This is a genomic window from Ferrovum myxofaciens (genome assembly GCF_000735045.1).
GTDB classification, from domain to species: Bacteria; Pseudomonadota; Gammaproteobacteria; order Burkholderiales; family Ferrovaceae; genus Ferrovum; species Ferrovum myxofaciens.
Map to the genome: position 1 here is coordinate 1 of NZ_JPOQ01000577.1, position 253 is coordinate 253.

1 pseudogene is annotated in these 253 nt (G+C 56.9%); it reads left to right on the plus strand.

Annotation, left to right across the window (positions count from 1 at the left end):
• Positions 1 to 21: 21 nt before the first annotated feature.
• Positions 22 to 253, plus strand: a pseudogene (locus IV91_RS0115180) (IS1380 family transposase); the annotation flags it as partial.

A 253-nucleotide genomic window follows, 5' to 3' on the forward strand; every position in this document is an offset into this window, starting at 1 on the left:
GATTCGGTCCGGCTGTTGTTTATGAAAGCGCAGGAGAAGGATCGCTGGGCACTCAAGGGACAGCGTTTTGACTATCTGACCAAGTGGAACCCCCGCAAACAAAACAAGGACGAGTGGGTGGATAAGCCTGAAGCAGCGGGTGCCTTTGAAGAACAACGCCCCGGAAAGCGGGTGGCCCTGATGAAGATGACGGTCACTCGTGCCTGGCAGGGGAGTCAGCGTGACTTCGTCTTGCATGTGCGCGTGATCGAGC